Source organism: Altericroceibacterium xinjiangense, assembly GCF_003958635.1.
Classification (GTDB): Bacteria; Pseudomonadota; Alphaproteobacteria; order Sphingomonadales; family Sphingomonadaceae; genus Altericroceibacterium_A; species Altericroceibacterium_A xinjiangense.
In genome coordinates, this window is sequence record NZ_RSEK01000005.1 from 131,672 (window position 1) to 155,691 (window position 24,020).

The 24,020-nt window shown below is 66.6% G+C and carries 26 protein-coding genes; 18 read left to right on the forward strand and 8 right to left on the reverse strand.

All coding sequences use genetic code 11. From position 1 onward, the window contains the following. Positions 1 to 131: 131 nt before the first annotated feature. From hemB to ELY13_RS07745, 4 genes are read left to right on the forward strand one after another with little or no spacing between them, the layout of a single operon-like run. On the forward strand, positions 132 to 1,127 hold the full coding sequence (hemB, locus tag ELY13_RS07730) for a porphobilinogen synthase (RefSeq protein WP_126173324.1): 996 nt from the start codon (positions 132 to 134) through the stop codon (positions 1,125 to 1,127). Beyond that, positions 1,120 to 1,698: a GNAT family N-acetyltransferase gene (locus ELY13_RS07735; protein ID WP_126173325.1), complete on the forward strand. Its 579-nt coding sequence runs from the start codon at positions 1,120 to 1,122 to the stop codon at positions 1,696 to 1,698. Before hemB ends, ELY13_RS07735 begins: the two co-directional genes overlap by 8 nt. Beyond that, positions 1,688 to 2,251 (forward strand): gamma carbonic anhydrase family protein, encoded by a 564-nt coding sequence (locus ELY13_RS07740; protein WP_206436004.1) that lies wholly within the window; start codon positions 1,688 to 1,690, stop codon positions 2,249 to 2,251. The genes ELY13_RS07735 and ELY13_RS07740 overlap by 11 nt, the downstream gene beginning before the upstream one ends. Then, positions 2,232 to 2,516, forward strand: coding sequence for a DUF167 domain-containing protein (locus ELY13_RS07745; protein WP_126173327.1), 285 nt, complete (start codon positions 2,232 to 2,234; stop codon positions 2,514 to 2,516). Before ELY13_RS07740 ends, ELY13_RS07745 begins: the two co-directional genes overlap by 20 nt. Here the strand turns inward: ELY13_RS07745 and ELY13_RS07750 are convergent. The 4 genes from ELY13_RS07750 to ELY13_RS07765 all read right to left on the reverse strand — a co-directional run bounded on the left by ELY13_RS07750 (position 2,513) and on the right by ELY13_RS07765 (position 8,018). Beyond that, complete coding sequence (locus ELY13_RS07750) at positions 2,513 to 4,123, reverse strand: cisplatin damage response ATP-dependent DNA ligase (RefSeq protein ID WP_126173328.1); 1,611 nt, start codon at positions 4,121 to 4,123, stop codon at positions 2,513 to 2,515. The genes ELY13_RS07745 and ELY13_RS07750 overlap by 4 nt on opposite strands. After that, positions 4,124 to 5,125, reverse strand: a complete 1,002-nt coding sequence (locus ELY13_RS07755; protein WP_126173329.1) for a ligase-associated DNA damage response exonuclease — start codon at positions 5,123 to 5,125, stop codon at positions 4,124 to 4,126. It abuts the gene before it with no gap. A gap of 133 nt (positions 5,126 to 5,258) precedes the next feature. Next, a complete protein-coding gene (clpA, locus tag ELY13_RS07760; protein ID WP_126173330.1) occupies positions 5,259 to 7,631 on the reverse strand; it encodes an ATP-dependent Clp protease ATP-binding subunit ClpA in 2,373 nt (790 codons plus the stop codon). A 183-nt stretch (positions 7,632 to 7,814) separates the two neighbouring features. Beyond that, a complete protein-coding gene (locus ELY13_RS07765) occupies positions 7,815 to 8,018 on the reverse strand; it encodes a DUF1192 domain-containing protein (protein WP_126173442.1) in 204 nt (67 codons plus the stop codon). Between the two features lie 98 nt (positions 8,019 to 8,116). Between ELY13_RS07765 and ELY13_RS07770 the strand changes: the two genes are divergently transcribed. The 4 genes from ELY13_RS07770 (at position 8,117) to ELY13_RS07785 (ending at position 11,584) form a co-directional block, all read left to right on the forward strand. Then, positions 8,117 to 9,148: an NAD(P)H-quinone oxidoreductase gene (locus tag ELY13_RS07770; RefSeq protein ID WP_241233595.1), complete on the forward strand. Its 1,032-nt coding sequence runs from the start codon at positions 8,117 to 8,119 to the stop codon at positions 9,146 to 9,148. Further along, entirely contained in the window at positions 9,148 to 10,164 is a 1,017-nt protein-coding gene (locus ELY13_RS07775; protein WP_164549741.1) for an LLM class flavin-dependent oxidoreductase, read from the forward strand. The genes ELY13_RS07770 and ELY13_RS07775 overlap by 1 nt, the downstream gene beginning before the upstream one ends. Continuing rightward, positions 10,161 to 10,778 carry a glutathione S-transferase family protein gene (locus ELY13_RS07780; RefSeq protein ID WP_126173332.1) on the forward strand — a complete coding sequence of 206 codons (618 nt, stop codon included), beginning with the start codon at positions 10,161 to 10,163 and terminating at the stop codon, positions 10,776 to 10,778. Before ELY13_RS07775 ends, ELY13_RS07780 begins: the two co-directional genes overlap by 4 nt. A 95-nt stretch (positions 10,779 to 10,873) precedes the next feature. Next, positions 10,874 to 11,584, forward strand: coding sequence for a DUF1013 domain-containing protein (locus ELY13_RS07785; protein ID WP_126173333.1), 711 nt, complete (start codon positions 10,874 to 10,876; stop codon positions 11,582 to 11,584). A 151-nt stretch (positions 11,585 to 11,735) separates the two neighbouring features. Here the strand turns inward: ELY13_RS07785 and ELY13_RS07790 are convergent, their stop codons facing one another. Continuing rightward, positions 11,736 to 12,731, reverse strand: a complete 996-nt coding sequence (locus ELY13_RS07790; protein ID WP_126173334.1) for a M23 family metallopeptidase — start codon at positions 12,729 to 12,731, stop codon at positions 11,736 to 11,738. Between the two features lie 315 nt (positions 12,732 to 13,046). On the opposite strand from ELY13_RS07790, the gene ELY13_RS07795 reads away from it, so the two are divergent. From ELY13_RS07795 to ELY13_RS07840, 10 genes are all read left to right on the forward strand, one after another. After that, the gene (locus ELY13_RS07795; protein ID WP_126173335.1) at positions 13,047 to 14,333 is read left to right on the forward strand and encodes a glutamate-5-semialdehyde dehydrogenase; all 1,287 of its coding nucleotides are present in this window, start codon (positions 13,047 to 13,049) and stop codon (positions 14,331 to 14,333) included. 74 nt (positions 14,334 to 14,407) lie between these two features. Further along, positions 14,408 to 15,460, forward strand: coding sequence for an aldo/keto reductase (locus ELY13_RS07800; RefSeq protein WP_126173336.1), 1,053 nt, complete (start codon positions 14,408 to 14,410; stop codon positions 15,458 to 15,460). 28 nt (positions 15,461 to 15,488) lie between these two features. Beyond that, positions 15,489 to 16,151, forward strand: coding sequence for a nicotinate-nucleotide adenylyltransferase (locus tag ELY13_RS07805; protein WP_126173337.1), 663 nt, complete (start codon positions 15,489 to 15,491; stop codon positions 16,149 to 16,151). A 69-nt stretch (positions 16,152 to 16,220) separates the two neighbouring features. Then, the gene (gene rsfS / locus ELY13_RS07810; protein WP_126173444.1) at positions 16,221 to 16,622 is read left to right on the forward strand and encodes a ribosome silencing factor; all 402 of its coding nucleotides are present in this window, start codon (positions 16,221 to 16,223) and stop codon (positions 16,620 to 16,622) included. Positions 16,623 to 16,872: 250 nt separating this feature from the next. Next, positions 16,873 to 17,295 carry a 23S rRNA (pseudouridine(1915)-N(3))-methyltransferase RlmH gene (locus ELY13_RS07815; RefSeq protein ID WP_126173338.1) on the forward strand — a complete coding sequence of 141 codons (423 nt, stop codon included), beginning with the start codon at positions 16,873 to 16,875 and terminating at the stop codon, positions 17,293 to 17,295. Between the two features lie 91 nt (positions 17,296 to 17,386). After that, positions 17,387 to 18,736: a S41 family peptidase gene (locus tag ELY13_RS07820; protein ID WP_126173339.1), complete on the forward strand. Its 1,350-nt coding sequence runs from the start codon at positions 17,387 to 17,389 to the stop codon at positions 18,734 to 18,736. Beyond that, complete coding sequence (locus ELY13_RS07825; protein WP_126173340.1) at positions 18,736 to 19,212, forward strand: disulfide bond formation protein B; 477 nt, start codon at positions 18,736 to 18,738, stop codon at positions 19,210 to 19,212. The genes ELY13_RS07820 and ELY13_RS07825 overlap by 1 nt, the downstream gene beginning before the upstream one ends. A 17-nt stretch (positions 19,213 to 19,229) precedes the next feature. Beyond that, entirely contained in the window at positions 19,230 to 19,727 is a 498-nt protein-coding gene (locus tag ELY13_RS07830) for a demethoxyubiquinone hydroxylase family protein (RefSeq protein ID WP_126173445.1), read from the forward strand. A gap of 131 nt (positions 19,728 to 19,858) precedes the next feature. After that, a complete protein-coding gene (locus ELY13_RS07835; RefSeq protein ID WP_206436006.1) occupies positions 19,859 to 20,566 on the forward strand; it encodes a hypothetical protein in 708 nt (235 codons plus the stop codon). A gap of 126 nt (positions 20,567 to 20,692) precedes the next feature. Further along, positions 20,693 to 21,088, forward strand: coding sequence for a four-helix bundle copper-binding protein (locus ELY13_RS07840; RefSeq protein WP_126173341.1), 396 nt, complete (start codon positions 20,693 to 20,695; stop codon positions 21,086 to 21,088). A 78-nt stretch (positions 21,089 to 21,166) separates the two neighbouring features. Here ELY13_RS07840 and fabI read toward each other — a convergent pair whose 3' ends face one another. From fabI to ELY13_RS07855, 3 genes are read right to left on the reverse strand one after another with little or no spacing between them, the layout of a single operon-like run. Continuing rightward, positions 21,167 to 21,970: an enoyl-ACP reductase FabI gene (gene fabI, locus ELY13_RS07845; protein ID WP_126173342.1), complete on the reverse strand. Its 804-nt coding sequence runs from the start codon at positions 21,968 to 21,970 to the stop codon at positions 21,167 to 21,169. Then, on the reverse strand, positions 21,967 to 23,004 hold the full coding sequence (locus tag ELY13_RS07850; RefSeq protein WP_126173343.1) for a YihY/virulence factor BrkB family protein: 1,038 nt from the start codon (positions 23,002 to 23,004) through the stop codon (positions 21,967 to 21,969). The genes fabI and ELY13_RS07850 overlap by 4 nt, the downstream gene beginning before the upstream one ends. Beyond that, positions 23,004 to 23,972 (reverse strand): DnaJ C-terminal domain-containing protein, encoded by a 969-nt coding sequence (locus ELY13_RS07855; protein ID WP_126173344.1) that lies wholly within the window; start codon positions 23,970 to 23,972, stop codon positions 23,004 to 23,006. Before ELY13_RS07855 ends, ELY13_RS07850 begins: the two co-directional genes overlap by 1 nt. Positions 23,973 to 24,020 lie beyond the last annotated feature (48 nt).

Below are 24,020 nucleotides of genomic sequence, written 5' to 3' on the forward strand. Positions count from 1 at the left end.
CTGTCGTTGGCCGAAACATTCACAATACAATGCAATGTGGCGCTTCGGGCGCCGTGCCGCAAGGCGGGAATACCCCGCAGGGGATCGGGTGCGATTGCGACGCGGGGCAATTTGCGGCAGGTGTCGAAGACATGACTGGCTCCTATCCCGCCCTGCGCCTGCGCCGCACTCGCTCAACCGCATGGAGCCGCTCGCTCCATCGCGAAACCCTGCTGACCCCGGCGGACCTGATCTGGCCCTTGTTCGTGACCGAGGGGACCGGGGTGGAAGAACCGATCGGGTCGCTGCCCGGCGTCTCGCGCTGGTCGGCCGACGGGATTGTCGCCCGTGCGAAGGAAGCGGTGGGCCTCGGCATTCCCTGCCTTGCGCTGTTTCCCAACACCCCGCGCGAGAAGCGGAGCGACGACGGGGCAGAGGCGCTCAATCCCGATAACCTGATGTGCCGCGCGATCCGGGCGATCCGCGATGCCTGCGGGTCCGACATCGGCATCCTGACCGACGTCGCGCTCGATCCCTATACCAGCCACGGGCAGGACGGGCTGGTGAACGATGCCGGCTACGTCGTGAATGACGATACCGTGGCGATGCTGGTCGACCAAGCGGTCAACCAGGCCGAGGCAGGCGCCGACATCGTTGCCCCGTCCGACATGATGGACGGGCGGATCCACGCGATCCGGCTGGCGCTGGAAATGGGCGGGCACCACAACGTCCAGATCATGAGCTACGCCGCGAAGTATGCATCTGCCTTCTACGGCCCGTTCCGCGATGCGGTCGGCTCAAGCGGGCTGCTGAAGGGCGACAAGAAGGCGTACCAGATGGACCCGGCGAACGGAGAGGAAGCGCTGCGCGAGGTCGCGCTCGACCTTGCCGAAGGGGCCGACAGCGTGATGGTCAAGCCCGGGCTGCCTTACCTCGACATCGTCCGGCGGGTGAAGGAGCGGTTCGAAGTGCCGGTGTTCGCTTATCAGGTCAGTGGGGAATACGCGATGATCGAGGCCGCGGCGGCTGCCGGCGCGGGAGAGCGCGACGCGCTGGTGCTGGAAACGCTGATGAGCTTCAAGCGTGCCGGGTGTTCCGGGGTGCTGACCTATCATGCACCCCTGGCGGCGAGACTGCTCCATGGCTGAGTTCCGCCTGGAGACCGAGCGGCTGGTCCTGCGCGACTGGCAGGACGCGGATCGGGAGCCGTTCTTCCGCCACACCAACACGCCCGCGGTGATGCGCTGGCTCGACGGCTTGCTGGACGAGGACGGCAGGCGCGCAATGTGGGAACGGGTCGATGCCTATCGGCGCGATTACGGCCACACGTTCTGGGCGGTGGAGCGCAAGGCCGACGGCGGTCACTTGTCGGGCGAACTTCTCGGCTTCTGCGGCCTCAAGCGCGCCAACCAGCAAGGCGCGCCGATCGGCGACTTCGAGATCGGCTGGCGGTTTCGGGAGGACGCCTGGGGGCACGGCTATGCCCGCGAGGCGGCGGTCGCATCGATGAACGCGGCGTTCGAACGGTTCAACGCGCCGCACGTGATCGCGCTGACGGTCAACGGCAACACCGCCAGTTGGGGCCTGATGAAGCGGCTGGGCATGAAACGCCGGCCGGACCTCGATTTCGAAAGCGAGGACTTCGGCGCCGATGAAGGGCCGATCATCATCTATTCGATCAACCGGGATGAGTGGGAAGGACTGTTCAATGCGGCATGAAGGCGCAACGATCCTGCCGTTCGAAGGCAAAGTGCCCCGGATCCACGAAACCGCCTTCATCGCGCCGGGCGCGCGGATCATCGGGGACGTGACGATCGGACCCAACGCCAGCATCTGGTACAACTGCGTGCTGCGGGGGGACATTCACCGGATCGAGGTGGGCGCCCGCTCCAACGTGCAGGACGGCACCGTGATCCACGTCGAAGGCCCGCGTCCGGAAACCGATGGCTGCCCGACGATCATCGGGGACGATTGCGTGATCGGGCACATGGCGGTCGTCCATGGCTGTACGCTCGAGAACAAGGCCTTCGTCGGCATGGGGGCAGTGGCGATGGACGCCTGCCGGATCGGGGAAGGGGCGATGCTGGGGGCAGGCGCGCTGCTTTCCCCCGGCAAGTGCATCCCCGCGCGGGAGATCTGGGTTGGCCGGCCCGCGAAGTTCCTCCGCGTGCAGGACGAAGCGCAAGTCGCCAAGATCGGCTTCCAGACCGCCCGCTATGTCGAGCTTGCCAAGCGGCACCGCGCGGCGCTGGATGGCCAGAGCCAGGCCTGAGCTTCCCCCTGCCGATGCGATCCGCGCGCGGGCGGACGGCGAAGGGCGGCTGAGGCTGCGCGTCACGCCGGGTGCGCGGACAGAGGGGATCGAACTTGCCGCCGATCACCTGCTGGTGAAAGTCCGGGCCAAGCCGAAGGATGGTGAGGCGAACGAGGCGGTGCTCACGCTGCTGGCGCAGGCGCTCGGCTCCGCGCCGTCCCGCCTGCAGTTGCTGCGCGGGGCGACCGGGCGGGACAAGCTGGTCCAGTTGCCGCCTGCCTAGTCCCGCACCAAAGCCCGGAGTGCATCGATCCTGTCGGCTTCTTCGGCCGGCTTGTCCCAGCGAATGCGGTGAATGCGGGGAAACCGCATGGCGAGGCCGGACTTGTGGCGCTTGCTTTCGTGCACCGAATCGAAGGCGACCTCGAACACCAGGCTCTTGTCCGTTTCGCGCACCGGCCCAAACCGATTGGTGGTGTGCTGGCGGACGTAGTGATCGATCTTCTTCAGTTCCTCATCGGTGAAGCCGAAGTAGGCCTTGCCGACCGGCAGCAATTCGGCCCCTTGATCGGGATCGCCGTCCCAGCAGCCGAAGGTGTAGTCGGAATAGAAGCTCGAGCGCTTGCCGCTGCCGCGCTGGGCGTACATCAGCACGCAATCGACCAGCAGCGGGTCGCGTTTCCACTTGTACCACAAGCCGACCCTGCGCCCGGCGACATAAGGCGAATCGCGCCGCTTGAGCATCAGCCCCTCGATCGCATCGTCCCGGGCACTGGCGCGAATCCGGGTCAGTTCCTCGAAATCCGCCGCCTCGACGGTGGAGGACAAGTCGAATCGGTCCTGCGGCAAGCGAGGCAGCAGCGCTTCCAGCCGGCGGCGGCGGTCCTCCCACGGCAGTTCGCGCAAGTCCTCGTCTTCCACGATCAGCGCATCGTACAGCCGGACGAACGCGGGGTACTGTTCGCGCATCGCCTTGGACACGGTCTTGCGCCCCAGCCGCTGCTGCAAGGCGTTGAAGCTGGCCGCGCCGCCCTGGATCCGCTCGTTGGCCTCTCCGCCCTGATGGCTGCCGCGCACCAGCAGTTCACCATCGAGCACGCAGGCGAAGGGCAAGGCCTCGGCCATTTCGGGAAAGCTGCCGGTGATGTCGTCCCCGGTGCGGGAATAGAGCCGGGTCTCGCCGCCCGCATGCACCAGCTGCACCCGAATGCCGTCCCATTTCCACTCGGCGGCATAGTCGGCCAGATCGACCCGGGCATCCTCCAGCGGATGGGCGAGCATGAACGGGCGGAACAGCGGCATGTTGCCGGTATCGGGCGGCTCGGCCCCGTCGGCAGCCCAGGCGAACAGCGCTTCGTACGGGGGAGCAAGGCCGTGCCAGTATTCCTCCACATCCTCGACCCGCACGTCGAACGCCTGCGCGAAGGCGAGCTTGGCCAGCCGCGCGGAAATTCCGATCCGCATCGCCCCGGTGGCCAGCTTGAGCAAGGCATAACGCCCCGGGGGATCGAGCCGGTCGAGCAGCTTGGGCAATTCGCTGAGCGCGGAGGCCCGCGTCATCCGGTCCAGCGTTTCGACCGCTTCGGACAAGCTGGGCGGCGGGGGGACGTCGTAAGCCGGGTCGGGCCACAGCAAGCTGGCGGTCTCCGCCGTGTCGCCCACGAAATCGCGGCTGAGGTTCCACAGCACCGGATCGACTCGCTCCATCAGCAGGTTGCGGATGGTGGAGCTTTTCACTGCGGCAAAGCTCAAGGCCCCGGTCAGCGCGGCGAGCGCCCAGCCGCGATCCGGATCGGCGGTGGACCTCAGGTAATCCGCGATCCGGTCCAGCTTGCCGTTACGGCTGCGGGTGTAGACGAGCCGATCGACGAGGGCGGCGAAGTCCTGCACTCAGTCGTCCTCATCCTCATACCCCACCAGCGCAAGCGCGCGGGCGCGGCGCTGATTGAGCTGGCACCAGCGCAGCAGCGCTTCCTCGCGTCCGTGGGTGATCCAGGTTTCATGCGGGTTCACCTCAGCGATCGTGTCGGTGAGCTCACACCAGTCGGCGTGGTCGGACACGATCAGCGGCAGTTCCACGTTGCGCTGCCGCGCCCGCTGGCGCACCCGCATCCAGCCCGATGCCATCGCGGTTATCGGATCGGGCAAGCGGCGGCTCCACCGGTCGTTGAGCGCACCCGGCGGGCAGACGACCACATGACCCCGCAGATCGTCCTTCTTCGCCTCGGAAACCAGCCGCAGCTCCCCCAGATTGATGCCGAAATCCTCGTAAAGGCGGCACATCTTCTCCAGCGCGCCGTGGAGGTAGATCGGATCGTGGTGGCCGTGGGCGCGCAGTTCCGCGATCACGCGCTGCGCCTTGCCCAGCGCATAGGCGCCGACCAGCACGCAGGCGTCGGGATTTTCCGCCAGAACCGTCCGCAGCTTCGCCATCTCGCCCGCGATCGGGGGATGGACGAACACCGGCAGGCCGAACGTCGCCTCGGTAATGAAGATGTCGCAGGGGGTGGGCAGGAACGGCGGGCACGTCGGGTCCGCTCGGCGTTTGTAGTCGCCCGTCACGATCACCCGCTCCCCGGCATGTTCCAGCAGGATCTGGGCTGAGCCGAGCACATGCCCGGCGGGAAGGTACGTCACGTCGACCCCGCCAGCCAGCCGGATCGTCTCCCCGTATTCGGCCGGAAGTCCGTTCTTCGTCTGGTAGCGCAAGTCCATGATCGCCAGCGTCGCCGGGGTGGCGACCGTTTGCCCGTGCCCGCCGCGCGCGTGGTCGGCGTGGCCGTGGGTGACGAGCGCCCGCTCCACGGGCTGCGAGGGATCGATCCAGGAATCGGCAGGGACCACATGGATGCCGTGCGGCTCTGGCCGGATCCAGGCGAAGTCGGCGATCATGCGGGAAAGCAGTGCGGCATGAAGGAGAAATGGGCAGGGCGACCCCGTGGTTCCACCCGGCTTGGTCCAGAAACGACTACGCCGGACCCCGAGGGGCCCGGCGTGCGTCTGCTCCTCCCGCAGGAGAGCAGGCTTACTCTTCGCCCGTGGTGCCGGTCGAACCTTCGCCGGTCTGTTCCTCCGGCTTCTTCTTCGCGGGCGTCCTGCGCTTCTTGGGCTTGGCGGCCTTCGGCGCGGCGGGAGCCAGCTCGAAGGCGAGCTTGTCGTCCTTCAGGCTGATGTGGACCTCCCCGCCTGCCGACAGCTTGCCGAACAGCAGTTCCTCCGCCAGCGGCTGCTTGACCTTCTCCTGGATGAGCCGCGACATCGGCCGGGCACCGTAGAGTTTGTCATAGCCGCGCTTGCCCAGCCATGCCCGGGCGTCGCTGTCGAACTGGATGTGGACGTTCTGGTCCGCCAGCTGGAGCTCCAGCTGCAGGATGAACTTGTCCACCACCCGGCTGACCGTGTCCTGGCCAAGGTAGGCAAACGGCACGATCGCATCCAGACGGTTGCGGAATTCGGGGGTGAACATCTTCTTCACCGCCTCATCGCCGGCATCCGCCTTCGATACGTCGCCAAAGCCGATGCCCTGCCGCGCCATGTCGGCCGCGCCCGCGTTGGTCGTCATGATCAGCACGACGTTGCGGAAATCGACCGTCTTGCCGTGGTGGTCGGTCAGGCGTCCGTTATCCATGACCTGCAGCAGGATGTTGAACAAGTCGGGGTGGGCCTTCTCGATCTCGTCGAGCAGCAGGACGCAATGCGGCTGCTGGTCGATGGCATCGGTCAGCAGGCCGCCCTGGTCGTACCCGACATAGCCGGGAGGCGCGCCGATCAGGCGGGATACGCTGTGCCGTTCCATGTATTCCGACATGTCGAACCGCTGCAGCGGGATACCCATGATGCTGGCGAGCTGCCGCGCGACCTCGGTCTTGCCGACGCCGGTCGGGCCCGAGAACAGGAAGCTGCCGATCGGCTTGTCCGCATCGCGCAGACCCGCGCGGGACAGCTTCATCGCGGTGGAGAGCACCTCGATGGCTTTGTCCTGCCCGAAGACGACTCGCTTCAAATCCTTTTCCAGGGTTCCGAGCGCCTTCTTGTCATCGCTGCTGACGGACTTGGGCGGAATGCGCGCCATCGTCGCGATCACGGCCTCGATCTCCTTGGCGGTGATCTTCTTCTTCCGCCGGCTTGGCGGCACCAGCATCTGCATCGCGCCGACTTCGTCGATCACGTCGATCGCCTTGTCCGGCAGCTTGCGGTCGTTGATGTAGCGAGCGGACAGCTCGACCGCGGTCTTGATCGCGTCCGGCGTGTACTTGACGTTGTGGTGCTCCTCGAACGCGGTGCGCAGGCCCTTGAGGATCTTCACCGTGTCTTCGACCGTGGGTTCGTTCACGTCGATCTTCTGGAAGCGACGCAGCAGCGCGCGGTCCTTCTCGAAGTGGTTGCGGAACTCCTTGTAGGTGGTCGATCCGATGCAGCGGATCGTGCCGCCCGACAGCGCCGGCTTCAGGAGGTTGGACGCGTCCATCGCCCCGCCGCTGGTCGCGCCGGCACCGATCACGGTGTGGATCTCGTCGATGAACAGCACTGCTTCGGGCATCTTTTCCAGCTCGGAGACGACCTGCTTCAGCCGCTCCTCGAAGTCGCCGCGATAGCGTGTGCCGGCCAGCAGCGCGCCCATGTCGAGCGAGTAGATCACCGCCTTGGTCAGCACGTCGGGCACTTCGCCCTCAACGATCTTGCGCGCGAGGCCTTCCGCGATGGCGGTCTTGCCGACGCCCGGATCGCCCACATAAAGCGGGTTGTTCTTCGACCGGCGGCACAGGATCTGGATCGTGCGGTCCACTTCCGGCCCGCGGCCGATCAGCGGATCGACCTTGCCGTCCAGTGCCTTGGTGTTGAGATTGACGCAGAACTGGTCGAGCGCGGAATCCTTCTTGTTCTTGTCGGACTTTTCCTCGGCCTTCTCACCCTGCGGTTCCTCGGCTCCCGGCGCGGCGCGGGTTTCGGCCTGGCGGCCGCCCTTGCCGATCCCGTGGCTGATGAAGCTCACCGCATCCAGCCGGCTCATGTCCTGCTGCTGCAGGAAGTAGACCGCGTAGCTGTCCCGTTCGGAAAACAGCGCAACCAGCACGTTGGCGCCGGTGACGGTGTCCTTGCCGGACGACTGAACGTGCAGGATCGCGCGCTGGATCACGCGCTGGAACCCGGCGGTCGGCTGCGGATCGCTGCCGTCGTCGGTCTTGAGGGACTGATATTCCTGATCGAGGTACTGTTTCACGACCCCGGTCAGCTCCCCAAGGTCGACGCCGCAAGCGGTCATCACCTCGGCAGCGTCGGGATCGGCCACCAGCGCCAGCAGCAGATGTTCGAGCGTCGCGTACTCGTGCGCTCGGTCGCTCGCGTTCTGCAGCGCGCTGTGGAGGGTCTTTTCGAGGCTCTGGGCGAAACTAGGCATAAACTGTGTCCAATGGCGAGAGGATACGATCCGCAAGATTGTTTTTGATCCGCCCTTCGTAACGGAGCGGTAATGAATGCGGCCCAAATGAACCGACAAACGTCTGATAAAACAGATATGGGACGGCGCTGCGCGATTGCGAGAGGGCGGGGCCGGTGGCCCGAAAAGGCGCCGTTCGCGCCACTAATCCGGGCTTCTTGACCCGAACAGGGCGTCCGCTGCCTTGCGGCTGTCGGCGGCCTTCGCGTGATGACGCCGGATTCGGCCGATCTCTGCCTCGAGCAGCCCGATCCGGGCCATCAGCTCGTCCTGCGAGTAGCTGTCGAGGCTCTCGCCGGCGAGCCGGCTCGCTGCATCTCCGCGGGGTCGGGGGAGATCGTCGTCCATGCACGAAAGATCGGGTGCGGTCCGCTTGCTGTCAATACGGGTCACGGGTACGTCCGTAATGCGCCGTAAGCGTGGCGCGATTGCCACAGGGAGGCAGGATGGCGGAAACGACAGCCGCGGCGGTGCCCGAAACGATCCCGGAAACGATGGCGGCAGCCGGGTTCGATGAGCCGGGAGGCCCGGATGTCCTGGCCGTGCGCCAAGTGCCGGTGCCACGCGCCGGCCCGAACGAAGTGCTGATCGAGGTGTCGCACGCGGGGGTGAACCGGCCCGACGTGCTGCAGCGCCAGGGCGCCTATCCCCCACCGCCCGGCGCCTCGCCCCTGCCGGGGCTCGAAGTCTCGGGCCGAATCGTCGCCCTGGGACAAGGCGTGAGCGAATCGCTGCGCGGACAAACGGTCTGCGCGCTGGTGCCGGGGGGCGGGTATGCCGAATACTGCACCGTGCCGACCGGGCACTGCCTGCCGGTGCCCGATACCCTGACGCTGGCCGAAGCGGCGGCGCTGCCGGAAACGCTGTTCACCGTCTGGCACAACGTGTTCCAGCGCGGACAAGCGAAGGAAGGCGAGACCCTGCTGATCCACGGCGGCACCAGCGGGATCGGCACGATGGCGACGATGCTGGGCAAGCTGCTCGGCCTCACGGTGATCGTCACTTGCGGGACCGAGGAGAAGTGCGAAGCGGCGCGCCGCATCGGGGCCGACCACGCGATCAACTACAAGGCCGCCGACTTCGTGACGGAAGTCGAGCGAATCACGGATGGCGCCGGGGTGGAGCTGGTGCTCGACATGGTTGCGGGCGATTATACCGCGCGCAACATCCAGTGCCTGAAGCTTGACGGGCGGCTGGTGACGATCGCGGTGCTTGGCGGTGCGAAGGCGACCGTCAACATGGCGCAGGTCATGGTCAAGCGCCTGACGCTGACCGGATCGACGCTGCGCCCTCGCTCGGATGCGTTCAAGGCCGCGTTGGCGCAGGATATCGCCGACAAGGTCTGGCCATTCGTCGAACAAGGCCGCCTGCTCCCGGTGATGGACCGCACGTATGCCTTGCGCGATGCCGCCGCGGCCCACCGATGGATGGAAGCGGGCGAGCATATTGGAAAAATCGTGCTGGAGGTTCGCGGCTGATGCACTTCGGAGTCTTCGATCACATCGACAGCAACGGCATGGCGGTGGGGGAGCAGTACGAGCAGCGCTTGGCGCTGGCCGAACGCTACGACGCGCTCGGGTTCTACTGCTACCACCTGACGGAACACCACGCGACCGAACTGGGCCGCGGATCCTCACCCAGCGTGTTCCTGTCGGCGGTGGCCCAGCGGACCCGGCGCATGCGGATCGGCACGCTGATCTATATCCTGCCGCTGCACCACCCGGTGCGCCTGCTGGAGGAAATCGGTATGCTCGACCAGTTGTCCGGCGGGCGCTTCCAGCTTGGCGTGGGGCGCGGCGGGCAACCGGCGGAACATTCCCGCTTCGGGCTGGCGGAAGAAGACCTCGGCCCGATGTTCGAGGAAGCGCTGGAGATCGTGATGCAGGGGCTGGATGAGGGGCGGGTGGCGCACGAAGGGCGCTACTGGTCGCTGCCCGAGACGCCGCTGCTGATCCGCCCAGTGCAGCAGCCCCATCCCCCCTTGTGGTACGGAACGGGATCGACCCACCGCAACGCCTGGGCGGCGCAGCACGACGTCAATCTGCTATGCCTCACCCCAAATGAGCGGTCCGCCGCGATCTTTGCCGATTACCGGGATCATCTCGCCCGGCTCGGCAAGACGGGTGCGAAGGAACCGTTCATCGGCCTTGCCCGCCAGATGGTCGTCGCCGACACCGATGCCGAGGCCGAACGGATTGCCGAGCGCGGCTGGGCGAAGTTCGTCCAGTCGTTCAATTGGCTGGTCAACCGGCTGGGACGACCCGCCGCCCCGATCGCGCCGACTTATGCCGACGCGGTAAAGCGGGGCATGGCCTTTGCCGGCTCGCCCGCTTCGGCGCGCGACTTCGTGGCGGAGGCGCACGCGGCGGGCGCGAACTACATGGCGCTGGAACTCGCCTTCGGGGACTTGTCGGAAGCCGAAGTCGCCCGCAGCGCGGAATTGTTCGCGGCCGAAGTCATGCCTGCGTTCGCCCCCGCCGATGCGGAGGGATGATGGAACCGCTGATCCTGCATGAGGACCCCCGCAGCGGGAACTGCTACAAGATCCGGCTCACCGCCGCGCTGCTCGGCCTGCCGCTGGAACGGCGGGAATACGATATTATGGAGGGGGAAACCCGCACCCCCGATTTCCTCGCAAACGTGAACCCCAACGGGCGCATCCCGGTGCTGCAGGTGGGGGATCGCTTCCTGCCGGAAAGCAACGCCGCGTGCTGGTATCTGGCCGAAGAAAGCCCGCTGATCCCGCAGGACCGCTTCACGCGCGCCAATGCGCTGCGCTGGATGTTCTTCGAACAGTACAACCACGAGCCGAACATCGCCACGCTGCGCTTCTGGCTGCTTTTCGTGGGAGAGGCGAACCTGTCGGACCAGCAGCGCGGGCAGATCGCGGCCAAGCGGATCGCGGGCGAGGGCGCGCTGGCGCTGATGGATGAACATCTGGAACAGCAGCCCTGGTTCGCGGGAGACCGGCCAAGCGTCGCCGACGTCGCCTTGTTCGCCTATACCCACGTGTGCGAGGCAGGCGGTTTCCGGCTGCAGGACCACCCCCACGTGCGCGCCTGGCTTGATCGCGTGAGCGGACTGCCGGGCTTCGTGCCGATGAAATAACGCTTTTCCTTGCCGTCTTGCGGCAAAGGCCCTACCTTTCAGCCACGTTCGGCCGCTCCGTGAGGGGCGGCCCTTCTTTTTCCAGGAGACCTGCCGTGGCCCAGCCCACCCCCCTGATGCCGCATGCGACCGCTTCCTGGCTGGTCGACAGCACATCCCTGAGCTTTGAACAGATCGCCGAGTTCTGCGGCCTGCATATCCTTGAAGTGCAGGCGATGGCGGACGATCTCGCCAGCACGAAATACACCGGCCGCGATCCGGTCCACTCGGGCGAATTGACGCACGAGGAGATCGAGAAGGGGCAGGCCGATCCCGCCTACCGGCTGAAGATGCACCGCGCCCCGGTCGAGGTCAGCCGTACCAAGGGCCCGCGCTACACGCCCGTGTCCAAGCGGCAGGACAAGCCCGACGGAATCGCGTGGATCATCCGCAACCACCCGGAAATCTCCGACGCGCAGATCGGCAAGCTGATCGGCACGACCCGCACCACGATCGGTGCGATCCGGGAGCGGAGCCACTGGAACATCCAGAACATCCAGCCGAAAGACCCGGTCACGCTTGGCCTGTGCTCCCAGCGGGAACTGGACAGCGCAGTCGCCAAGGCGGCGAAGAACGTGCCTGCTCGCGAAGGGGAAGAGGAAACCGTTCGTGAAACCCAGCCGGGCGACGGGCGCGAAAGCCTGATCGCCGAGCTTCAGGCGGAACGGATCGAAGCGGCCCGGGCCGCGGTCGAGGCAGCGCAGGAAGCCGAAGCCGAAGCCTGGCTGCAAGCCAAGCGCGCGTCCGAGGCGCAGGGCGAGAGCTGAACCCCTCCCGCCGGGCGGCATCAGCGCTCGGCGGCTTCTTCAGACTGACCAACGCAAAAGCGCCCGATCCGAGACTGTCGGATCGGGCGCTTTTGCGTTCGAACATCAAGCCCCGATTACCTCGGGTCAGCCAACTACCCTGAAGTCAGGCTTACGCGGCGCGGGCTTCTTCAAGGATCTGCGGCGCGTTTTCCAGGAAGGGGCGCGGATTGACTGCCCGGCCGTGGATCCGCACTTCGAAGTGAAGGTGCGGCCCGGTGGAACGGCCGGTGCTGCCGATCAGCCCGATCACGTCGCCGGCGCCGACCGTCTGGCCGACCTTGGACTTGAACGCCGACATGTGGGCGTAGCGAGTCATCATCCCGTTGCCGTGCGTGATCTCGACCACGTTGCCATAGCCGCCGCGCACGCCGACGAAGCTGACCTTGCCATCGGCGGCGGCATGGATCGGGGACCCGGTGGCGCCGCGGAAATCCAGCCCGGCGTGCATCGCGCCGTGGCCGTTGAACGGATCGTGGCGGAAGCCGAAGCCCGAGGAAATCATCCGGATGTCCGCCGGCATCACCTGCGGAATGCCCTGGAGGCCGCGCTCCAGCGCATCCATCCGGGCAAGCGCGAGGCCGAGCCGTTCGAACTTGGGATCGATCGATCCGTCCTTGCTGGTGGAAAGCCGTTCCAGCGGACCACCCTGGGCGGTGCGGGAGGAGCGGACGATCGCCTTGGGATCGAGCCCGAGCTGGCGAATGGCCGCCTCCGTGTGGGCCGAACGCTCATCGGCGTAACGGGTGAGGTTTGCAACGAAGGCGAACTGGCGCGCCTCAAGCCGGGACAGCGCCGCGGCTTCCGGCAGGATCGCGCTGACCTTGGTCACGGCGGGATCGGCTTCGGCCACGTCTTCTGCCTTCACGTCGGCGGGCAGCATCGGCAGGACCTGCTCGATGAAATCCTGCCGCCGCTGAAGATCGTCGGCCAGGGCGTCCAGTTCCTGCCGGTAAGCGGCAAGCCGCTGTTCGGCCTGCAGGGTCTGCTGTTCCCGTGCCCGGAGACGAGCCGCTTCCGCCTCGTTGCGCCCATCCAGCGCGATCACCGTCAGAACAAGGGCAGCCAGCGCAATCACGACCGCGGCTGCGATCAGCGCCAAGCGCATGGAAACGGCAGGAAAAACTGGCTTAGCCGCAAGAACCGTCTGCGGCGCACGCGCCGGCAAGCTGGTAAGTCGTGTGCTCAAGAAAAAATACCCCACCCGTCTCTGGTGACGGGGGAGTTAGCGGGTGCAGGATGAAAATCGACACGCATCCCCATTATTCGGGATGGGGTGAGCCGTCGGGGCGATGAAATGTGAAAATCGCCGGGAACCAGTGGAGAAGTTCCGCGTGGATCGGCAGGATTGGCTCGATTCGAGCGGGCATTCCGGCCGGGATTAGGGTCTGACAAACCGGGGAGGCACTGCTAAGGCGCGCAGATGGCTACAGTTTCCAACGCACACGCGACCACATCCGAAGATTGCACCACCTTGGTGGAGCGCCTGGCGCGCGCCGGGCGCGACGCCCAGCGCGTCCTTGCCCGCGCCACCGACGAGGAGAAAGCCGCCGCCCTGCGCGCCGCGGCTGCCTCGCTCCGCCGCTCGGCCCCGCAGATCCTGTCCGAAAACGCGCGCGACATCGCCGCCGGCGAAGCGAACGGCCTGACCGGCGCTCTGCTTGACCGGCTGAAGCTGGATGAGCAGCGGCTGGAAGGCATTGCCTCCGCAATCGAAGCGGTTGCCGCCTTGCCCGATCCCGCCGGCCAGGTGATCGACCACAGCACCGCGCCCTCAGGGCTGAAATTGTCCCGCGTGCGGGTGCCGATCGGGCTGATCGGGATCATCTACGAAAGCCGCCCCAACGTCACCGCCGATGCCGCTTCGCTGTGCCTGCGGGCCGGCAATGCGGTGTTGCTGCGCGGCGGAAGCGAGGCGGTTCATTCCAACCGCGCGATCCACGCGGCGATGGCCGCCGGGCTCGCGGAAGCCGGCCTTCCCGCCGAAGCGGTCCAGTTGCTGCCGACGCAGGACCGGGAGGCCGTCGGCGCGATGCTGAAAGCCTCCGGGCTGATCGACATGATCGTGCCGCGTGGGGGCAAGGGGCTGGTCGCCCGGGTGCAGGCCGATGCCCGCGTGCCGGTGCTCGCCCACCTTGACGGGATCTGCCACACCTACATCCACGCCTCGGCCGATCCGGACATGGCGCAAAAGCTGGCGCTCAATTCCAAGATGCGCCGCACCGGCATCTGCGGGGCGACCGAGACGCTGCTGCTCGATGCTGCGTTCCCCGCCGCCCACGGCGTGCTGGACTCTCTGATCGACGCGGGCTGCGAACTGCGCGGCGATGCCCGCGCCCAGGCAATCGATCCCCGGGTCAAGCCGGCCAGCGCGAACGATTGGGACACCGAGTATCTCGACGCGGTGCTGTCGGTCGCGGTGGTGGACGGCCTCGACGCCGCGTTGACGCACATCGACCGCCATTCCTCCCACCACACCGACGCGATCGTCACGGCTGAGGATGCCGCGGCGGAGCGGTTCCTCAACGAAGTCGACAGCGCGATCGTGATGGTCAACGCCTCGACCCAGTTCGCCGATGGCGGCGAATTCGGACTTGGCGCGGAAATCGGCATTGCTACCGGGCGGCTCCACGCGCGCGGCCCGGTCGCGCTCGAAGGGCTGACCACCTACAAGTGGCAAGTGCGCGGCGAAGGCCAGGCGCGGGCGTGACGCAGGCGAGCGTGAGCGGGGCTTGAACCTTTTCTCCGCCCGCTCGTAGAGCGGCGGAGAAACAGGAGAACCCCATGCGCTACAACCGTCTCGGCCAGACCGGCCTGACCGTTTCCGAATTGTGCCTTGGCGCGATGACCTTCGGCACCAACGAAGGGCGCTGGGGCAGCATCACCGGGCTGGATCAGGACGGGGCCACCGCGCTGGTCAAGCAAGCGGTCGATGGCGGGATCAACTTCATCGACACCGCCAACGTCTACAGCGAAGGCCAGTCGGAACAGATGGTCGGCGGGGCGCTGAAAGCGCTTGGCATTGCCCGCAAGGACATCGTCGTTGCCACCAAGGCGATGGGCACGATGGGGGAAGGGCCGAACGACGCCGGGACCGGGCGCAAGCACATGCTCGACCAGATCGACGCCAGCCTGAAGCGGCTGCAGCTCGACCACGTGGACCTTTACCAGATCCACGGCTGGGACCCGGCCACCCCGATCGAGGAAGCGCTGGAGGCGCTGAACGACATCGTCCGGTCCGGCCGCGCCCGTTATGTCGGAGTATCGAACTGGGCGGCGTGGCAGATCGTCAAGGCGCTGGGGATCGCCGAACGGCGCGGCTGGGCGAAGTTCATTTCCCTTCAGGCCTACTACACCGTGGCCGGGCGGGATCTGGAACGCGAGCTTGCACCGATGCTGCAGGCCGAAGGGCTGGGCCTGATGGTCTGGTCGCCGCTGGCGGGCGGACTGCTCAGCGGCAAGTATTCCCGGACCGATGACGGTGCCGAAGGCGAAGGGCGCCGCGCCAGCTTCGATTTTCCCCCCGTCGATCTCGATCGCGCGTTCCCCATCATCGACGCGATGCGCCGCATGGCGGAAGATCGCGGGGTGTCGGTCGCCAGCATCGCGCTCGCCTGGCTGCTCTACCAGCCGGTTGTCTCCACGGTGATTGTCGGCGCGAAGCGAGCGGACCAGCTGGCCGATAACCTTGCGGCGGTGGACGTGGAGCTGAGCCGGGCCGAGATGGACGAACTCGGCCGCCTGAGCGCGCTTCCGGCCGAATACCCCGGCTGGATGATCGACCTGCAGAAAAACTACGTCGCCTCCAAAATGTCGGAGCGGCGCCAGCCCAAATGATTTGCTCTGCCCAAATGATTTGCTCTGAATGAACCGAACCGGCCCCGTCACCGGCCTGCTCGGCGGCAGCTTCAACCCGGCGCACGGCGGACACCGCAAGATCACCCTGGTCGCGCTGTCCGCCTTGGCGCTGGACGAATGCTGGTGGCTGGTGTCCCCCGGCAATCCGCTCAAGCCCCGTGCCGGCATGGCGCCGCTGGCGGCGCGGGTCGCCTCCGCCCGGCGGCAGGCCCGGCGCGCGCCGATACGAGTAACCGCGATCGAGCGGGAACTCGGCACGCGCTACACCATCGACAGCCTGCGCGCGCTGAAACGCCGGTACCCGCGCCGCCGCTTCGTCTGGATCATGGGGGCCGATAATCTCGCCCAGTTCCACCTCTGGCGCGACTGGCGGAGGATCGCGCGGGAAATGCCGATTGCGGTGGTAGCCCGCCCGGGGTATGATACCGCTGCTATCGCGAGCCCCGCGATGGCGTGGTTGCGGCGCTACCGGTTATCCGCTTCCACCATGAAGAACCGGCACCGATGGAGCGCACCGGCGCTGATAGAATTGCGTTTCGACCCCGATCCGCGTTCAGCCACCGACATCCGGCTGACGGATCCCGACTGGGCCAGCCGTTTGTCCGGCACAGCGGCCAGGGACGCGGTCACGCATTCTCCAATTTTTCCGGATCGGGACCCCGGCGCATGATGCGTCGTTCCTCCCTGCTCTTCCATTGTCCTTTCAGGAGCCCATATTGCTGCGATGGATCATACGCAGATGTCGCCGGCACGGGCCGGCGTTCCCGTGACTGACACCTCTTCCTCCCCTGCGGAGACGGACCCGCTTCACGCGCTGGTTCTCGGCAGCCTCGATGAAGACCAGGCGCAGGACGTTGTCTCGATTCCGCTGCAAGGCAAGTCGAGCATCGCCGACCACATGGTAATCGCGACCGGGCGCTCCACGCGCCAGGTGGCCTCGATGGCGGTCAAGCTGGCGGAACGCGTCAAAAAAGCGGGCCATGGTGCCCCCCGGATCGAAGGCCTGCCAGCCGCCGACTGGGTGCTGGTCGATGCCGGAGACGTGGTCGTCCACTTGTTCCGCCCCGAAGTGCGCGGGTTCTACAACCTTGAACGGATGTGGGGCTTCGGCGACGAGGCAGCCGTGGCCGGACAAGCCTGACCGGCAACGCCGTGGCGGCAGGCGTGCCCCGGTTCGCGACCAGCGGACCGCAAGGCCGACCGGCCGCCCGCAGCGCCCGAAAGGGTGCGAGGACAGCCTAGCCGACGGATGTCGGCGCCGGCGCCTGAGGGTCAGACAAAACCCGCGACCAGCGGACCGCAAGGCCGACCGGCCGCCCGCAGCGCCCGAAAGGGTGCGAGGATAGCCAAACCGGCGGATGTCGGCTCCGGCGCATGAGGACGGATACGCCATGCTCCTCCACGTCATCGCGCGCGGCAAGCTTGGCCGTTCGCCCGAAGCCGACCTTGTGGCGCGCTACGAAAAGCGGATTACCTGGCCGCTGAAGCTGACCGAGCTGCCGGAAACCGGCGGCCGCATTCCCGATCCCCTGACCCCGTACCGCACAGTCTTGCTGGATGAGCGCGGCAAGGCGATGGCGTCGGAAGATTTCGCCGCCCTGCTGGGCCGCTGGCGGGATGACGGCATCCGCGAAACACGTTTCGCGATCGGCGCGGCCGACGGGCACGAGGAGCGGGAGCGGGCGGAGGCCGATCTCCTGCTCGCCTTCGGACCCGCCACCTGGCCGCACCTGCTGGTGCGGTCAATGCTGATGGAACAGCTGTTCCGCGCCGTCAGCATCCTTGCCGGCCATCCCTATCACCGCTCCGGGTAAGCGATTTTAGAGACTTGCGGCACCAACCATCCTCATCTGGCGTTCAGCGCATGGTCGCTATACACTCGCGATCAATCGAGAGGTTCGCCTGATGAAATTCGCTCCCGCCCTGCGTGCCGCCGCCTTGCTCTCTGCCGTCGCGCTGGTTCCCGCCGCCACGGCCGGCATGGCCCAGGTGGAAAGCCGGGCATCGCCTGAATTCGCGAAGCTGTTCGCCACCTACCAGATGATCAAGTCGAACTACGTCGAACAAGTGGACGACGAAAAGCTGATCCGCGGCGCCATCGACGGCATGCTCGCCTCGCTCGATCCCCATTCCTCGTTCATCGACGGCGGCGATCTCAAGCGGCTGGAATCGATGATCGACGGCAATTACCAGGGCCTCGGGATTTCGGTCCAGATGGACGACGGCGCGGTCAAGGTCGTCTCGCCGTTCAAGGGCAGCCCGGCGGAAGATGCCGGGATCAAGGCAGGCGATTACATCACGCACCTGAACGGAGAACTGATCTACGGCCTGGAGCTGGACGAAGCGGTTGAGAAGATGCGCGGCCCGTCGGGCAGCAGCGTGACCTTGTCGCTGTTCCGCACCGGTCGGGATGAGCCGTTCGACGTCACTGTCACCCGCGGCGTGATCGAGCTTGAGCCGGTGACCCATGAACTGAAGGACGGCGGGATCGGCTACGTCAGCGTCAACGAATTCAGCCGCGATGTCGGCCGCGACGTGCAGGCTGCGATCAGCACGATGCGCAAGGAAGCGGGCGGACGGCTCAACGGCCTCGTGCTCGACATGCGGAAGAATCCGGGCGGCTCGCTGGACGAAGCGGTCGCCTTGTCGGACTTGTTCCTCGACGAAGGCCAGATCGTCTCCCAGCGCGGCCGCACCCGGCGCGACACGATCTACTACGATGCCGAAAGCGTGTTCCCCGGCGATGTCGCCAAGGGCGTGCCGATGGTGGTGCTGATCGATGCCGGTTCGGCCTCGGCCAGCGAGATCGTCGCCGGTGCCTTGCAGGATCAGCAACGCGCCGTGGTGATGGGCGAGCGCAGCTTCGGCAAGGGCAGCGTCCAGTCGCTGCTGCCGCTGACCCGGGAAAGCGCGCTGAAACTGACGACGGCCCGCTACTACACGCCTTCGGGGCGGTCGGTGCAGGAAGGCGGAATCCAGCCGGATATCCGCGTGCCGCAGCTGTCCGATCCGGACGCTGCGCTGAGAGCCAAGTATTCGTACCGCGAATCCGACTTGCGCCGCCACCTGGTCAATGAAATCGACCTCAAGGATGAAGCGGTCGAAGCCGACAACAAGCCGGACCCGCGCTTCACCGCCACGGCGGAGGAGCTGAAGGCGAAGGGGATCGAGGACTTCCAGCTGAGCTACGCCCTCGATACGCTGCGTCATACCCGGACCGCCATGGCGTTCGCGCAGCCTGCCGCCCGCCGCTGATGCGGACGCGCTTGGCTCCTTCGACCCGGCTCGCCCAGCGGCTCGCGCTGGGTGTGCCGGCGCTGCTTCTGGCCGGGGCGTACATCTCGCAATACGGCTTCGGCCTCTACCCGTGCGAGATGTGCTGGTGGCAGCGCTATCCGCACTTTGCCGCGATCGCGCTGGGGCTGATCTCCACTGTCGCAGCGCCGAAACGGGTGTGGATCGCGCTTGCGGGGCTGGCAATCCTGATCTCGGGGCTGATCGGCGCCTACCACGCCGGGGTCGAATACGGCTGGTGGGAAGGGATCACGACCTGTTCCAGCCTGACGGGCGCCGGCAACGCGCTCGATGCGATCATGGAGGCGCCGCTGGTCCGCTGCGACCAGGTGCAGTGGAGCGTGGCGGCGATTTCGCTCGCCGGGTGGAACTTCCTGTTCTCGAGCGTTACCGCAGCAGCGATCTTCTGGCTGCTGGCACGAAAGGACCGAGTGTGAAACCCGACCGTTCGGAAATGATCCGCGTCGATCAGGCGGGCGAATACGGCGCGACCCGCATCTACGCCGGCCAGCTGGCGGTGATGGGGGACCGCACACCCTTGTCCGCCGAAATCCGTGCAATGGCGGAACAGGAGCAAGGCCACCGCGCCCGCTTCGATGCGCTGATGGTCCGCCGCGGCGTGCGCCCGACCGCGCTGCAACCGCTGTGGGACGTGGCCGGCTTTGCCCTTGGCGCCGGGACCGCGCTGATCGGACCGGAAGCCGCTATGGCCTGCACCGCCGCGGTCGAGGAGGAAATCGACCGGCACTATTCGCACCAGCTCGATGATCTGGAAGCGGCCGGGGACGACCCTGAACTCGCCGGGATGATCGAGGAATTCCGCGAAGATGAGCGGGAGCACCGCGAGGCCGCCTTGCGCGCCGGGGCGGAACGCGCGCCCGGTTATCCCCTGCTTTCCGCGGCGATCCGTTTCGGCTGCCGCGCGGCGATCCGCCTTTCCGAAAAGGTCTGACGGGAAAATCGGCGCCCGACCTTTTGGGAACTCGGCGCCGGTTCCGTTCGCTTCATAATGGGTTCACCGCGCGTGCCGCTTGTTCGTTCGTGTTGCGCCGCGCGGCCGACCCGGGAAGCGAAGGATTTATCATGAACCGCCTGATCGTATCGTCTGCCTCGGCCATCGCCGCCCTTGCGGGGCTGGCCGGCTCGTCCGCACCTGCCTCTGCGCAGGATAGCGGCGGAGACAAGGTCAACACACTGATCATCTACGGCGACGATCAATGCCCGCAGTCCAATCCCGGCGAAATCGTGGTCTGCGCCCGGATGGACGAAGGGGAGCGCTACCGTGTGCCCGAAGTCCTGCGGCAGAACGAAGGCCCGACCAACGAAGCCTGGGCCACACGCGTGCGCTCGTTCGAAACGGTGGGCGATTTCGGTCCGATGTCCTGCACCGCGGTGGGCGCAGGCGGTAATCTCGGCTGCACCGCGCAGCTGATCGAGGCCGCGTACCAGGAACGGGCCCAGGCTCCGGGGGTGCGGTTCAGCCAGTTGATCGAGGAAGAACGCCAAAAGCGGCTCGCCACGATCGACGAGGACGCCGCCGATACCCAGGCGCGAGTCGAGGAAATTGAGCGGCAGTACGCCGAACGGCTGCGGCAGGCGCGGGAAGACGGCACGGCGGATACCGTTGTTTCGCGCTTCGAGCAGGCTCCCATCGGGGAGGAAGTTCCGATCACCCCGCCGGTTTCGACGACCGACGTCGGTGTGCCGCCTCCGCTGGTCGATCCTGCGCCGGAAGACAACCTTCCCCGGCCAGTGGCCCCGCACATCCCGACGGTAATCAACCCTCAGTAAGACCCTTTCAGGCTGCGCTGCGAACGACCGGTCCCCGGCGCGGGACCGGTCGCCGCACGCCGCGGAACCCGCGTTCCGCCGCCCCGTTCCCGCACCGTGTTTCACTCAAACGGGAGCGTTCGTTTCATGTCCCTGGTAAAGATGGTTTCCCTTCATCCGCAAGTCGGCGGCAACGTCAACGAGACGCTGGTCGAGGCGTCCCGTCATGCGATGCTGTGCTCGCTGTTCTGCACGTCCTGCGCCGATGCCTGCGTGGTGGAGGAGATGGACATGGCGGCGTGCATCCGCTCCTGCCTCGATTGTGCGGATGTCTGCGCCACGACTGCCCGGCTGGGCGTGCGGCGCAGCGATCAGAACGTCGAAACCCTGCGGGCCATGCTGGAGATGTGCATCCTTGCCTGCGAACGCTGCGCCGCCGAGTGCGAGAAGCACGAGGCAGAGCATTGCCAGCTTTGCGCAAAGATGTGCCGCGAATGCGCGGACGGCTGCAAGCAGGCGCTGGCGACCGTCGGCAACGCCTGATCCCGATCGGGCCAGGGGTGCCAGGCTGATCGATCAGCCTGGCACCCCTGCATGGTCCCGTTCCCGTGAGCGGATGGCTTACGCCAGCGCGATGTCGGGCGCGTCTTCCTGCTTCATGCCGACGACGTTGTAGCCGCCGTCCACGTGGTGGATTTCCCCGGTGACGCCGGACGCGAGATCGGACAGCATGTAGAGGCCCGCGCCGCCGACATCGTCGATGCTGACGTTGCGGCGCATCGGGCTGTTCAGCTCATTCCACTTCAGGATGTAGCGGAAATCGCCGATCCCGCTGGCTGCCAGCGTCTTGATCGGACCGGCGGAGATCGCGTTGACCCGGATGTTCTCCGGCCCCAGATCGTTGGCAAGGTACTTGACGCTGGCTTCCAGCGCGGCCTTGGCCACGCCCATCACGTTGTAGTGCGGGATCACCTTTTCCGCGCCGTAATAGCTCAGCGTCAGGACCGATCCGCCGTCCGGCATCATCGCGCACGCGCGCTTGGTGACGGCCACCAGGCTGTAGGCGGATACGTTCAGCGTCAGCAGGAAGTTTTCCAGGCTGGTATCGACGAACTTCCCGCGCAGTTCGTTCTTGTCGGAAAAGCCGATCGCGTGGACCACGAAGTCGATCGTGTCCCAGCGGGCCTTCAGCTGGTCGAACGCGGCATCGAGCGAATCCATGTTCGAGGCATCGCATTCGATCAGGAAATCGGACCCAAGCTGCTGGGCCAGCGGCTGCACGCGCTTGCGCAGCGGGTCGCCGTGGTAGGAAAAGGCGATTTCGGCGCCGTGCTCGGCCAGCTTGCGGGAAATGCCCCAGGCCAGCGACTTTTCATTCGCAAGGCCCATCACCAGCCCGCGTTTCCCCTGCATCAGACCGGTCATGTCGGCGCATTCTCCCTTTCTTGTCCGGTATCGTCCCGGTCCGGCTCGCCGGTCCCGCCTTTCAGGGCCTCTTCTTCCGGCGTTTCGGCCAGCGCGGCGTTCAGTTCGGCCCCCACGACCATCCCTAGTCCCACGAGATAGAAAAAGAAAAGCGCGATCATCGCTCCGGCGAGACTTCCGTACGTCAGATCATAGCTGAACACGCTGCGCAGCAAGGGGGGCAGGGCAATCGTCACCCCCACCCACCACACCGTCACCAGCAGCGCGCCCGGCCACTTGGGATAGCGCCGCAGACGGTAGGCCGCGGGGGTGAGGGAGTAGAATATCAGGTAAAGCGAGCCGAACAGGCCGATTGCCGGCACGATCCGGTACAGCGCCAACTGCCCGACCATGTCGTTCAGCTGCGGGAAGTAAGCATCGATCATTTGTTCGGCCGTGCCGATCAGCACTTGCGAGATCAGCGATACCAGCAGCAGGAACACGCCCAGCAGGATGATCCCGGCGCTGCGCAGGCGATAACGCCAGAAGCTCATCGTTGCCGGAGTGCCATAGGCCCGGCGCAGCATCTCGCGGATCGATTCGACCAGGCTGCTGACGGTCCACAGCGCAAAGGCGCCGCCAGCCCACAGCACCCATCCGCTGCGCTGTTCGACAACGCTGTTCGCGACCGGCCCGATCACGTCCCGCACGTCGCGCGGCATTGCCATCAGCACCGCGTTGACCGACGCTGCGCGCTGGCTTTCCTCCCCGATCAGGGAAAAGATCGCCGCACCCAGGATGAAGAACGGGAAAATCGCCAGCATCGCCATGTAGGCAAGGTTTCCGGCATGGGTGAACCCGTCGGTGTAGGCGCCGATCGCCGCGCGCTTGGCAACGTTGAAGAACCGGGTGCCGGGCCCGATTTCCTCGCGAACGACTTCCAGCCCGTGCCCGAGCCGCTTGCGCGCGTTCCGGCGCCGGTTTTCCGGGGTAAGGTCCGGCGCGAGCGGGGTGGCCGAGGGGGGCTCTTCGTCGTGGGGCGGCGGCGCCGTCATTACACTCCCAGTCTGCTGCGTACTCCGCTCGAATCGCTCCAACCGTCCAGCCGCCGGGCCAGTTCCGAAACATCGGCGGGCAGCTGGATCTCCAGCGTGACCAGCTGGTCGCCGCGCCCGCCGCTCTTGCGCGAGAAACCCTTGCCCTTCAGCCGCAGCACCTTGCCCGAGCTGGAGCCTGCCGCGATCGTGAGCATTACCGGCCCATCGACGGTCGGCACCTTGACCTTGGCCCCGTTCACCGCCTCATCCAGCGTGATCGGCAAGTCGAGCCGGACATCGTCGCCCTCCCGGCGGAAGAACGGGTGCGGTTCGATCTCGATCGTCACCAGCGCGTCGCCCGCGCCGCCCGGACCCTGTTCGCCCTTGCCCTTGAGGCGCATCTGCGTGCCGTCCTCGACCCCGGCCGGCAGCTTGAGGTCGATCGCCGCGCCGCCGCCCAGCGTGATCCGCTGGTCCTTGCGCGCGGCCGCATCGGTGAAGGGCACTCGCAGGCGGTAAGGCACGTTGGCACCCATCGGCGGAGGCCGGCGCTGGTAGGTGTTCGCCCCTCCGCGGCCGAACCCGCCGCCGCCGAAGCCGCCACCCGGCGAACGCCCGCCGCGCCCAAACAGGCCTTCGAACAAGTCGCCCAGATCCGCGCCGTCTGCTCCCAGATCCTCGGTCGAGAACCCGCCGGAGCGTGAGCCGCGGCCTTGTCCTGCGCCAAATCCGCCGAACCCGCCGCCGCCGAACGGGCTCCGGGGATTGCCGTCCTGGTCGATCTCTCCCCGGTCGAACCGCGCGCGCTTGTCCTTGTCGGACAGGAGATCGTAGGCGCGGGTCACTTCCGAAAACCGTTCGGCGGCCTTCGGGTTGTCGGCGTTGCGGTCGGGGTGAAGCTCCTTGGCCAGCTTGCGATAGGCGGACTTGATGTCCTTCTCGCTCGCGCTACGGGCTACGCCAAGGGTCGTATAAGGGTCGGCCATGCCGTTCTAGCTAGGTGGAGCGCCGCGTGCGCGCAAGCGGCGGAACGC

Coding starts and splice junctions, on each gene's coding strand:
- hemB (WP_126173324.1), top strand. CDS start 132: ATGACTGGCTCCTATCCCGCCCTGCGCCTGCGCCGCACTCGCTCAACC.
- ELY13_RS07735 (WP_126173325.1), top strand. CDS start 1,120: ATGGCTGAGTTCCGCCTGGAGACCGAGCGGCTGGTCCTGCGCGACTGG.
- ELY13_RS07740 (WP_206436004.1), top strand. CDS start 1,688: ATGCGGCATGAAGGCGCAACGATCCTGCCGTTCGAAGGCAAAGTGCCC.
- ELY13_RS07745 (WP_126173327.1), top strand. CDS start 2,232: ATGGCCAGAGCCAGGCCTGAGCTTCCCCCTGCCGATGCGATCCGCGCG.
- ELY13_RS07755 (WP_126173329.1), bottom strand. CDS start 5,125: ATGATCGCCGACTTCGCCTGGATCCGGCCAGAGCCGCACGGCATCCAT.
- clpA (WP_126173330.1), bottom strand. CDS start 7,631: ATGCCTAGTTTCGCCCAGAGCCTCGAAAAGACCCTCCACAGCGCGCTG.
- ELY13_RS07765 (WP_126173442.1), bottom strand. CDS start 8,018: ATGGACGACGATCTCCCCCGACCCCGCGGAGATGCAGCGAGCCGGCTC.
- ELY13_RS07770 (WP_241233595.1), top strand. CDS start 8,117: ATGGCGGAAACGACAGCCGCGGCGGTGCCCGAAACGATCCCGGAAACG.
- ELY13_RS07775 (WP_164549741.1), top strand. CDS start 9,148: ATGCACTTCGGAGTCTTCGATCACATCGACAGCAACGGCATGGCGGTG.
- ELY13_RS07780 (WP_126173332.1), top strand. CDS start 10,161: ATGATGGAACCGCTGATCCTGCATGAGGACCCCCGCAGCGGGAACTGC.
- ELY13_RS07790 (WP_126173334.1), bottom strand. CDS start 12,731: ATGCGCTTGGCGCTGATCGCAGCCGCGGTCGTGATTGCGCTGGCTGCC.
- ELY13_RS07795 (WP_126173335.1), top strand. CDS start 13,047: ATGGCTACAGTTTCCAACGCACACGCGACCACATCCGAAGATTGCACC.
- ELY13_RS07800 (WP_126173336.1), top strand. CDS start 14,408: ATGCGCTACAACCGTCTCGGCCAGACCGGCCTGACCGTTTCCGAATTG.
- ELY13_RS07805 (WP_126173337.1), top strand. CDS start 15,489: ATGAACCGAACCGGCCCCGTCACCGGCCTGCTCGGCGGCAGCTTCAAC.
- rsfS (WP_126173444.1), top strand. CDS start 16,221: ATGTCGCCGGCACGGGCCGGCGTTCCCGTGACTGACACCTCTTCCTCC.
- ELY13_RS07815 (WP_126173338.1), top strand. CDS start 16,873: ATGCTCCTCCACGTCATCGCGCGCGGCAAGCTTGGCCGTTCGCCCGAA.
- ELY13_RS07820 (WP_126173339.1), top strand. CDS start 17,387: ATGAAATTCGCTCCCGCCCTGCGTGCCGCCGCCTTGCTCTCTGCCGTC.
- ELY13_RS07825 (WP_126173340.1), top strand. CDS start 18,736: ATGCGGACGCGCTTGGCTCCTTCGACCCGGCTCGCCCAGCGGCTCGCG.
- ELY13_RS07830 (WP_126173445.1), top strand. CDS start 19,230: ATGATCCGCGTCGATCAGGCGGGCGAATACGGCGCGACCCGCATCTAC.
- ELY13_RS07835 (WP_206436006.1), top strand. CDS start 19,859: ATGAACCGCCTGATCGTATCGTCTGCCTCGGCCATCGCCGCCCTTGCG.
- ELY13_RS07840 (WP_126173341.1), top strand. CDS start 20,693: ATGTCCCTGGTAAAGATGGTTTCCCTTCATCCGCAAGTCGGCGGCAAC.
- fabI (WP_126173342.1), bottom strand. CDS start 21,970: ATGACCGGTCTGATGCAGGGGAAACGCGGGCTGGTGATGGGCCTTGCG.
- ELY13_RS07850 (WP_126173343.1), bottom strand. CDS start 23,004: ATGACGGCGCCGCCGCCCCACGACGAAGAGCCCCCCTCGGCCACCCCG.
- ELY13_RS07855 (WP_126173344.1), bottom strand. CDS start 23,972: ATGGCCGACCCTTATACGACCCTTGGCGTAGCCCGTAGCGCGAGCGAG.